This window comes from Paracoccus gahaiensis, assembly GCF_005048225.1.
Taxonomy (GTDB): Bacteria; Pseudomonadota; Alphaproteobacteria; order Rhodobacterales; family Rhodobacteraceae; genus Paracoccus; species Paracoccus gahaiensis.
This window is the reverse complement of the sequence record NZ_SUNI01000022.1, coordinates 44,282-54,923: the sequence shown is the minus strand read 5'-3', so window position 1 is coordinate 54,923 and position 10,642 is coordinate 44,282. Positions and strand designations below refer to the sequence as shown.

The following is a 10,642-nucleotide window of genomic DNA, read 5'->3' as shown; positions in this document are numbered from 1 at the left end:
CGACATGCTCCGTGATGCAAGGCGCTCTCCGGAGCACTGGAGCGACTTTCTCGAAGACTTCGTCGAAGACCCAGACATCATCGCGCGCGTCAAGGAAAACGGTCCGCGGTAGCAATCGGGCCGTTACGACATATGGTAGAATGCGGTATCATGTTCAGCTTCTGTGCCGTATCTGTCCTGATACCCTTCGTAGCCTAACCAGCTGAAGTATCTGAATAAGGAATTGGATTGCAAATCCGTGAAGACCGGTTCGATTCCGGTACCCGCCTCCACTTCAATGCTGCGCGAGGGTGTCCCCTGCATGATCTATGACGCCACGACCCGCATCGCCGAGGCCGCGCTGCGGATGCGCGCGCGTCTGGGCCGGTCGGCGGCACTGCGCGAGCGGCTGGTCGTGGGGGCCGCGCCGGGCCGCGCCGACATCTGGATCCATGCCGCCTCGGTCGGCGAACTGACCTCGGCCCGCGTCATCATCGCGGCGCTGGCCCGCACCCATGCCCTGCAGATCACCACCAACAGCGAGACCGGGCGTGCCTTGGCGCTGGGCTGGGGCCTGCCCGCGCGGCTGGCGCCGCTGGACCTGCCCGGCGCCCTGGCGCGGTTCCTGGACGCCGCCCGCCCGCGCCTCGCGGTGACGGTCGAGGGCGAGTTCTGGCCGTTGCGCTCGCGCCTGCTGGCGGAACGGGGCATCGCGCAGACGATGATCGGGGCGCGGATGTCGGAACGCTCGGCCGGGACCTGGGGGCGGTTTCCCCGGATCATTGGCCCGATGCTGGGGCGGATCGACGCGCTCTCGGCGCAGGATCAGGGCAGCGAGGCGCGGCTGCTGTCCCTGGGCCTGCCGACCCGCGCCCTGTTGCCGCGCCTGGATCTGAAGCTGCTGGCCCCGGCGGCCATCCCCCCCGTGGCCGAGGGCCTCGGGCGCGGACGGATCGTGCTGGCGGCCTCGACCCATGAGGGCGAGGATGGGCCGATTCTGGACGGGTTTGCCCAAGCGGTGCTGGGCCGGCCCGACCTGCGCCTGATCCTGGCGCCGCGCCACCCGGCCCGCGCCGATCAGATCGCCAGCCTGATCGCGGCGCGCGCCCTGCCCTTCGCTCGCCGCAGCGCGGGGGCCGACGCGGCGCCGGGCGGCGGCGTGCTCTTGGCCGACACCCTGGGCGAGATGCCCCTGTGGTACGAACGCGCCGGGATCTGCATCATCGGCGGCAGCCTGACCGATCACGGGGGCCATACCCCGTGGGAGCCCGCCGCCCATGGCTGCGCCCTGCTGCGCGGCCCGCATTTCGGCAATTTCATCGAGGCCTTCGACGCGCTGGAGGCGCAGGGTGCCGCCTTGCCGGTCGAGGCAGGGGATCTGGGGGGCGTGCTGGCGCGGCTGGCCGATCACCCCGACCGGACCCGAGACATGGGCCGGGCCGCCCGGGCGGTGCTGCAGGCGCGGGCGGGCGATCCGGGCGCGCTGATCGCGCGGCTGGCCGATCTTGCGCGGCCCCCCTGCTGACCCGATATATAGGACCAGACGAGGAGAGACTTCGCGATGATCCGCTATGCCCTGCGCTGCGACCACGGCCATGACTTCGACGGCTGGTTCCGCTCGTCCGAGGGGTTCGAGACGCTGCGCGATGCGGGCCAGGTCGCCTGCGCGGAATGCGGGTCGGTGCGGGTGGATCGCGGGCTGATGGCCCCGGCCGTCACCGAGAAGCGCACGCCCCTGACCGCGCCGCGCAGCCCCGCCGAGGCCGCGCTCGAGGCGCTGCGCCGCAAGATCGAGGACAGCTCGGACTATGTGGGCCTCAGCTTTGCTGAGGAGGCGCGCGCCATGCATGACGGCGACCGCCCGGCCCGCGCCATCCATGGCGAGGCACGCCCCGACGAGGCGCGGCGCCTGATCGAGGACGGCGTGCCCATCGCCCCCCTGCCCTTCCTGCCGCGCCGCCGCGCCAACTGACGCCACCCGCGCGAACCGGGGTCACCCGCGCCATGGCGCGAACGGACGTCACGTCCTGCGGCCCCTTGCCCTTTCCGCCCCGCCCTCCTAAAAGCCCCGCCGACGCATACCTTTGGGCGGGGGGCCTTTTATGCCGCTTCTGGTGATGAAATTCGGCGGCACCTCGGTGGCCGATCTGGACCGGATCAGGAACGCCGCCCGCAAGGTGCAGCGCGAGGTCGAGCGTGGCCATGACGTCATCGTCATCGTCAGCGCCATGTCGGGCAAGACCAACGAGCTGGTGGGTTGGGTCGAGCAGACCTCTCCGCTGTTCGACGCGCGCGAATACGACGCGATCGTCAGCTCGGGCGAGAACGTGACGGCGGGGCTGATGGCCCTGACCCTGCAGGAGATGGGCGTGCCCGCGCGCAGCTGGCAGGGTTGGCAGGTGCCGATCAATACCACCGCCGCCCATTCCGCCGCCCGCTTCGTCGAGATCCCGCGCAAGAACATCGACCAGAAATTCGCCGAAGGCTTCAAGGTCGCGGTCGTCGCAGGCTTTCAGGGCGTGGCGCCGGACGGGCGCATCACCACGCTTGGGCGCGGCGGGTCGGACACCACCGCCGTGGCCTTCGCCGCCGCCTTCGACGCCGAGCGCTGCGACATCTACACGGATGTGGACGGGGTCTATACCACCGATCCGCGCATCACCTCGCGCGCCCGCAAGCTGCCCCGCATCGCCTTCGAGGAGATGCTGGAGCTGGCCTCGCTTGGCGCCAAGGTGCTGCAGACGCGGTCGGTCGAACTGGCGATGCGCTACAAGGTGCGGCTGCGGGTGCTGTCGTCCTTTGAAGAAACCGACGAGACGTCTGGCACGCTGATCTGCGATGAGGATGAAATCATGGAATCGAAAGTCGTCAACGGCGTCGCCTCTTCGCGCGACGAGGCCAAGATCACGCTGGTCACGGTCGAGGATCGCCCCGGCATCTCGGCCGCGATCTTCGCGCCGCTGGCCGAGGCGGGGGTGAACGTGGACATGATCGTCCAGAACATCTCGGAAAAGGATTACGACGATCACCCGGGTTCGGTGACCGACATGACCTTCTCGGTGCCGATCAACCAGGTCGAGCGCGCCAAGCGGGCCATGGAAGAGGCGCGCCAGTCCGGCCATATCGCCTATGACGAGCTGGTCGTGGACACCGAGGTCGCCAAGGTCTCGGTCGTGGGCATTGGGATGCGCAGCCATGCGGGCGTCGCCGCGCGCATGTTCAAGGCGCTGGCCGATGAAAACGTCAACATCAAGGTCATCGCCACCAGCGAGATCAAGATTTCGGTGCTGATCGACCGGAAATACATGGAACTGGCCGTGCAGGCGCTGCATGATGCCTTTGAGCTGGACAAGGCATAGACCTTGACGGTCCGGCCCCGAACGGGGCCGGTGAGCAGGCGGAAGGCGGGCCCAGGCGATGCAGGATCGCACCGATAGCGACTCGCGCAAGCTGCTGCGGCGGCTTAAGGATATCCTGGCCGCCGCGGGCGGCGGGCAGGATCGTCTGGACGAGATCACCCATCACATCGCCGATTCGATGGGGACCGAGGTCTGTTCCATCTACCTCTTCCGCGATGCCGACACGCTGGAGCTGAGCGCGACCGAGGGTCTGCGCCCCGAGGCCGTGCATCAGACCCGCCTGCGCTTGGGCGAGGGGCTGGTGGGCCGCGTGGCCCGCACCGGGCGACATGTGAATACCGCCAATGCGCCGTCCCAGCCCGGCTTCCGCTTCATGCCCGAGACCGGCGAGGAGGTCTTTCCCGCCTTCCTGGGCGTGCCGATCCAGCGGGTCGGCGAGCGGCTTGGCGTCTTGGTCGTGCAATGTTCGACCGCCCGGCAGTTCAGCGATGACGAGGTCTATGGGCTGGAAGTTGTCGCCATGGTGCTGGCCGAGATGACCGAGCTGGGCGCCTTTCAGGGCAGCCAGTCCGACAGCCTGCCGCTGGCCCATCGCTTCCCCCTGATGCTGCGCGGCGCCACCGGGCAGGAGGGCGCCGCCGAGGGCCATGTCTGGCTGCACGAGCCGCGCGTGGTGATCGCCAACCCGGTGGGCGACGATCCGGACAAGGAACATGCCCGTCTGCACGAGGGCGTCGAGACGCTGCGCCTGACCGTCGACAAGATGGTCGCCGCCGCCGACATGGGCGGGGATGGCGAACATGCCGCCGTGCTGGAAACCTATCGAATGTTCGCCCATTCGCGCAGTTGGTTGAAGCGCATGGAGGAGGACATCCGGCTTGGCCTGTCCGCCGAGGCCGCGGTCGAGAAGGAGCAATCAGCCGCCCGCGCCCGGCTGGAGATGGCCGCCGACCCCTATCTGCGCGACCGGCTGCACGATCTGGACGACCTGTCCAACCGCCTGCTGCGCATCCTGACCGGACAGGGCAGCGATACCGGCGCCGAGATGCCCCCCGATCCGATCCTGGTCGCCCGCAACATCGGCCCGGCGGAACTGCTGGAATACGGCCGCCGCCTGAAGGGCGTGGTTCTGGAGGAAGGCTCGGTCGGCAGCCATGCGGCCATCGTGGCCCGCGCGCTGGCCATCCCACTGGTCATCCATGCGGCCCGCATCACCTCCGAGGCGCTGAATGGCGACGCGATCCTGGTCGATGGCGATCAGGGCGTGGTGCATCTGCGCCCCGAGGAATCGGTCGCCAAGGCCTTCCAGGACAAGATCGCCATGCAGGCCGAGGCGCAGGACCGCTATGCCAGCCTGCGCAGCCTGCCCGCCACCGGCACCTGCGGCACGACGATCCAGCTCTACATGAACGCGGGGCTGATGGCCGACCTGCCCTCGCTGGAGGGGTCGGGGGCCGAGGGGGTGGGCCTCTTCCGCACGGAACTGCAGTTCCTGATCCGCAGCCATGTGCCGCGGCGCGCGGAGCTGGCGGGGCTTTATGCCCGGGTGATGGACAATGCGCAGGGCAAGCCGGTGATCTTCCGCACGCTGGACATCGGGTCCGACAAGGTCCTGCCCTACATGAAGCCGCAGGACGAGCCGAACCCCGCAATGGGCTGGCGCGCGATCCGGGTGGGCCTGGACAAGCGCGGCGTGCTGCGCATGCAGCTGCAGGCGCTGATCCGGGCCTCGGTGGGCCGGCCCCTGCATGTCATGTTCCCCTTCATTGCCGACATCACCGAATACGAGGCCGCGCATCGCATCCTGATGCAGGAGATGGCGCGCGAGCAGCGGCTTGGCCATGCGATGCCAAGCGACATCCGCGTGGGCGCCATGCTGGAGACGCCGTCCATGGCCTTCGCGCCCAAGCGGTTCTTCGAGATGTGCGACTTCATCTCGATCGGCGGCAACGACCTCAAGCAGTTCTTCTTTGCCGCCGACCGCGAGAACGAGCGCGTGCGGCGGCGCTATGACACGCTGAACGTGTCCTTCCTGTCCCTGCTGCGCCTGATCATCGCGCGCTGCGACGAGGCCCGCGTGCCTTTGTCCTTCTGCGGCGAGGATGCGGGGCGCCCGGTCGAGGCGCTGGTCTTCGCCGCCCTGGGCATCCGGCGGCTGTCGATGCGCCCGGCCTCGATCGGTCCGGTCAAGCACCTGATCCGCCGCGTGGACATCGCCGGGCTGCGCCGGGTGATCGACCAGGCCGAGGCCGAGGGGCTGACCAGTCTGCGTGGCCCGGTCACCGCCTGGCTGGCGCGGCAGTAGGCATGACGGGTGCGCGGGCCCACCCCGGGCGCTTTCCGGCTTGCGAGCGGGGCCGATTCCTGCCGATACTGAAACGACTTGGTGAGCGCGCTTGCTGCGTTGCAGCGGCGCGTCTATAGTCCAACGGTTCCATCGAGACATTCCCACACATGAAGCGCCGTCAATTCCTGAATGCCGCCACAGCCCTTGCCGCCGGCGGGTCCCTGATGGCGGTTCCTGCACAGGCCCAGACCTCGGCCGACGAGCAACCGGCCGGATTCGGCCCGCCTGCGCCGGCACCGTTCGATTTCGAACAGGTCGCGGCCCTGGCGGCCGAACGCTCGACACGCGTCTATGTCCAGCCCATTTCGGAACTCGTCGGCAGCTTTGCCGATCTGGATTACGACCGGTATCGCGGCATCCGCTTTCGCCGCGATCTGGATCCGCTGGCCGGGCAGGACCTGTTCGGCGTGGACCTGCTGTCGCCCGGCTCGATCTTCTACGAGCCGGTGCAGATCAACCTTGTCCGCGACGGCATCACCCGGCCCATCCCCTTCGATCCCGCGATGCTGGAATTCGATCCCGCGCAGTTCCCCGACGGCCCCGATCTGGAGACGATCGGCAACATGGGCTGGTCGGGCTTCCGGATGCGCACCTTCCTGAACCGCCCGGGCATCATGGACGAATTCGTCGTCTTCCAGGGTGCCAGCTATTTCCGCGCCGTGGCGCGGGGCACGCTTTACGGCCTGTCGGCGCGCGGGCTGGCGATCAAGACCGGCAGCCCGGACGGCGAGGAATTCCCGCTCTTCACCGATTTCTGGATCGTCGAGCCCGAGCCCGGCCAGACCACGGTGCGGATCTATGCGATCCTTGACAGCCGATCGGTCGCGGCCGCCTTCCAGTTCGACATCTCGCCCGGTGCGGTGACGATGGTGCGCACCCATGTCGCGCTGTTCCCGCGCACCGACCTGCGCGAGACGGGCATCGCGCCGCTGACCTCGATGTTCTGGTTCAGCCCGGCCTCGCGCCGCGAGGTGGACGACTATCGCCCCGCCTGCCATGACAATGACGGGCTGCAGATGCAGACCGGCGCCGGAGAGGCGCTGTGGCGCGGGCTGATGGCGCCGCGCAAGATCCAGATCTCCAGCTTCACCGACCGCAATCCGCAGGGCTTCGGGCTGGTCCAGCGCGCCCGCGACTTCGAATCCTTCCAGGATGCCGAGGCGATGTACCATCTGCGGCCCTCGGCTTGGATCCAGCCCGAAGGGGACTGGGGCGAGGGCGAGGTGCGGCTGATCGAGATCCCGGTCGAGAACGAGTTCAACGACAACATCGTCAGCTACTGGCTGCCCGAGGAGCCGCTGGTCCGGGGCGAGCGCCGCGATTTCCGCTATCGGATGAGCTTTGCCGCCCTGCCGCCCAGTGAACTGCCCCTGGCCAAGGTGCGGCAGGTCCGCTCGGGCCGCTCGATCAACGTCGAAACGACCCGCAGCTATGTCATCGACTTCGATCTGGGCCTGTTCCGCGAGACGCTGCCCAACTATCAGGTCAGCGCCTCGGAAGGGCGGATCGTGCATGCCTATATCAAGCTGCTGCCCGAACAGAACGCCCTGCGCCTGGCCTTCGAATTCGAGCCCGGGCGGGTCGTGCTGTCCGAATTGCGCGCCGTCCTGACCGATCCCGACGGGCTTGCGCTGAGCGAGACCTGGCTGACCCGCTGGACGGCATGACTGCGATGTCCGACCCGAGGCCGCCCGTCGGGCGCGAGGCTGCGCCGCATGACGCAAGCCACCGCCCGGCCGTGCCCCCCCTGGCGCCGCTGGACATGCCGGTGCAGGATTTTGCACGCGCAGCGCAGGGCGGTCCGGGCCGGGCCCAGAACAGCATGCGGGTCTGGATGGCGCGGCTGATCGCCTTCGGGGGCATGGCGGCGCTGGCCGTCACCGGCTTCTGGCAGATGCTGGCCGCTTTCGGGGCCAATCCGACGCCGATGCAGATCGCGCTGCTGGTCCTGTTCGTGCCGACCTTTGCCTGGGTCGGATTTTCCTTCTGCGGCACGCTGGCCGGGTTCCTGGCCCCGACGCCCACCACGCCCGAAGGGCCGAACGACGCCCGGCTGGTGGTCGTCATGCCGATCTATCACGAGGATGTGGCGGTCAGCACCGGCCTGCTGGTGGCGCTGGCGCGCGAGCTGGACGCGCTCGGGCTGGGCCACCGGACCGAGATCTTCGTGCTGTCCGACACCCGCAATCCCCAGATCGCGGTGACCGAGACGCTGGTGATCGAGGCGGCGCGCAGCCTGTCGCCGCTGCCGATCTGGTATCGCCGCCGCCTGACCAACGAGGACCGCAAGTCCGGCAACCTGGCGCAGTTCATCCGCAGCTGGGGCGGGCGCTATGACCAGATGGTCGTGCTGGACGCCGACAGCGTCATGTCCGGCGCCACCATCAAGGCCCTGTCGGCCCGCATGAACGCCGATCCGCGCATGGGCCTAATCCAGACCATGCCGGTGCTGGTCGGGGGCGAGACGATCTTTGCCCGCCTGACCCAGTTCGCAGGCCGCGTCTATGGCCCGATGATCGCGCGCGGCGTGGCCGCGTGGTCGGGCAATACCGGCAATTACTGGGGCCACAACGCCATCATCCGCGTCGAGGCCTTTGCCCGCGCCTGCGGGTTGCCCAGCCTGCCCGGCAAGGCGCCCTTCGGCGGCACGATCCTCAGCCATGACTTCGTCGAGGCGGGGGCGATGGGCCGGGCCGGCTGGACGGTGCGGCTGGACCATGACCTGCGCGGCAGCTACGAGGGCTGCCCGCCGACCCTTCTGGACATGGCCGCGCGCGAACGCCGGTGGGCGCAGGGCAACCTGCAGCATTCCCGCCTGCTGGGCATGCGGGGCCTGCGCGGCATCAGCCGGGCGCATTTCATCATCGGGATCATGGGATTCCTGATGAGCCCCCTGTGGCTGGCGCTGATCCTGGTGGGTCTGGTCCTGTCGGCCACGGTGCTTCTGTCCACCCCGGAATATTTCCCGAACTCGTATCAGCTGTTCCCCGACTGGCCGGTCTTCGACAGCCGCCGGATGCTGTGGCTGTTCCTGGGCGCGATGACCCTGCTGCTGCTGCCCAAGTTCATCGCCACCTTCCGCGCCTGGCTGCGGCCTCTGGCGCGGCAGTCGGGCGGGCGGGTGCGGATCTTTGCCAGCGCCCTCTTCGAGACGGTCCTGTCGGCCCTAATCGCGCCGGTGCAGATGCTGGTCCAGACGCGGCAGATCTTCGAGATCCTGTCGGGCCGCGACAGTGGCTGGGACGCGCAGACCCGGGCGGGCTCGATGCCCTCTTGGGGGGTGGTCGCGCGCCATCACTGGGCGCATGTGGTCCTGGGGCTGGCCACGCTTGGCGTGCTGGCCCGCTTCTCGCCCGAGCAGCTGATCTGGCTGTCGCCGATCCTGGCGGGGCTGATCATGTCGCCGCTGACTTCGCGCCTGTCGGCCAGCCCGGTCTTTGGCCGGTGGGCCCGGATGCGCGGCCTTCTGGTCACCCCCGAGGAACGCGATCCCCCGGCCATCCTGACCCATGCCGCCGCCATCACCCGCAGCCTGCCCCAGCCGGTCGCAGGCGCCACGGCGCTGATGCGTCTGGCCGAGGACCCGGACCTTCTGGCCCGGCACAGCGCCATGCTGTCCCCCCTGCCCGACGACCTGCCCCGCACCCTGCGGCTGGCCCGGGTCACTGCCGCCGCCAAGATCGACCATGCGGTCAGCCGCGGCGAGGCCCTGCAGGATCTGGACCCCGGCGAAACCGACGCCATGCTGCTGGACGCCGACCTTCTGACCCGCTGGAGCCGGCTGCCCGCATGAACCGTCTCATCGCGCTGGACATGCTGCGCGGCTACGCGCTGGTCAGCATCATGGTCAATCACATGCCGATCTCGGCCATGCGGCAGGTGACCCTGCCCAATTTCTCGATCTTCGACGCCTCCGAGATGTTCGTGCTGCTGTCGGGCTTTCTGGTCGGCATCGTCTGGCGGGCCGTCGAGGCCCGCGAGGGCCGCCGCATGGCGCAGCGCCGCTTCGGCCGCCGCGCCTTCGAGGTCTGGCGCGCGATGATCGTCGGTGCCGTGCTGATGGCCTTGCTGTCGGCGGCCCTGCTGGCGCTGGACCGGCCCCACACCGCGATCTGGAACCAGTATGCGATCTGGATCCTCGACAATCCCCTGGGCTTCGCCGGGACGGTCGCGACCTTCTGGGTGCAGCCCAACATCATCGACGTGCTGGCGCTGTACGTGATCCTGATCGCCCTGTCGCTGCTGGTCGTCCCGCTGATGCTGCGCGCGCCCTGGGCAGTGGCCGGGGCCTCGGTCCTGTTATGGTGGTACGCCCCGGGGCTGAACGCGATGGTTCCCAATCACCGGGTCGAGAACGGCTTCCTGTTCAACCCCTTCGGCTGGCAGATGCTGTTCTTCACCGGCGTGGCGATGGGCCTCTACCGCGAGAGGATCATGGCGACCCTGTGGCCATGGCGGCATCTGCTGACGGTGCTGGCTTTGGGCATGTTCGCCTTCGGCAGCGCCATCGTCATCGGCGCCAAGATCGGAGAGCCGGGCTTGGCCTTTCGCCAGGCGCTGAAGCTGGTCTATGGCAGCATCGACAAGTGGAGCCTGGATGGCACCCGTTATTTGGCCATCGTCGCCGCCGCCTGGCTGGTGGCCGTGCCCTTCGCGCGGCCGATGGAATGGCTGGCCGCCACCCGGCTTGGCGTGGCGCTGCAGCAGATCGGGCGGGGCGGTCTGCTGACCTTCGTGGCCTGCGTGCTGCTGTCGGTGCTGGGCGACGCGATGCAGATGACGCCCGCCGGACAGACGATCTGGCGGCGGCTGGCGGTGGACCTCTGGGCCTGCCTGGCGCTGTGGTGGATCGCGGCCCTGTGGCTGCAGCACGGCGCGCCCTGGCAGCGCGCCCGCAAGGCCGCCCAGGCGGCCCGCGCCGAGGCCCGGCGCCGCCTCCCCCCGCTCAGCTAGGGGC

The 10,642-nt window shown here is 69.0% G+C and carries 7 protein-coding genes; all 7 read left to right on the top strand.

The window, feature by feature from the left end; all coding sequences use genetic code 11:
• Positions 1-301: 301 nt before the first annotated feature.
• The 7 genes from FA743_RS16950 to opgC all read left to right on the top strand — a co-directional run bounded on the left by FA743_RS16950 (position 302) and on the right by opgC (position 10,638).
• Positions 302-1,504 carry a 3-deoxy-D-manno-octulosonic acid transferase gene (locus FA743_RS16950; protein WP_136887264.1) on the top strand — a complete coding sequence of 401 codons (1,203 nt, stop codon included), beginning with the start codon at positions 302-304 and terminating at the stop codon, positions 1,502-1,504.
• Between the two features lie 36 nt (positions 1,505-1,540).
• On the top strand, positions 1,541-1,951 hold the full coding sequence (locus tag FA743_RS16945; protein ID WP_136887263.1) for a DUF1178 family protein: 411 nt from the start codon (positions 1,541-1,543) through the stop codon (positions 1,949-1,951).
• A 130-nt stretch (positions 1,952-2,081) separates the two neighbouring features.
• Entirely contained in the window at positions 2,082-3,338 is a 1,257-nt protein-coding gene (locus tag FA743_RS16940; RefSeq protein WP_136887262.1) for an aspartate kinase, read from the top strand.
• Positions 3,339-3,396: 58 nt separating this feature from the next.
• Positions 3,397-5,643 (top strand): phosphoenolpyruvate--protein phosphotransferase, encoded by a 2,247-nt coding sequence (gene ptsP, locus FA743_RS16935; RefSeq protein ID WP_136887261.1) that lies wholly within the window; start codon positions 3,397-3,399, stop codon positions 5,641-5,643.
• Positions 5,644-5,792: 149 nt separating this feature from the next.
• Positions 5,793-7,352 carry an OpgD/OpgG family glucan biosynthesis protein gene (locus FA743_RS16930; protein WP_136887260.1) on the top strand — a complete coding sequence of 520 codons (1,560 nt, stop codon included), beginning with the start codon at positions 5,793-5,795 and terminating at the stop codon, positions 7,350-7,352.
• A gap of 5 nt (positions 7,353-7,357) precedes the next feature.
• On the top strand, positions 7,358-9,478 hold the full coding sequence (mdoH, locus tag FA743_RS16925) for a glucans biosynthesis glucosyltransferase MdoH (RefSeq protein ID WP_246055013.1): 2,121 nt from the start codon (positions 7,358-7,360) through the stop codon (positions 9,476-9,478).
• Positions 9,475-10,638, top strand: a complete 1,164-nt coding sequence (gene opgC / locus FA743_RS16920; RefSeq protein WP_136887258.1) for an OpgC domain-containing protein — start codon at positions 9,475-9,477, stop codon at positions 10,636-10,638. Before mdoH ends, opgC begins: the two co-directional genes overlap by 4 nt.
• Positions 10,639-10,642 lie beyond the last annotated feature (4 nt).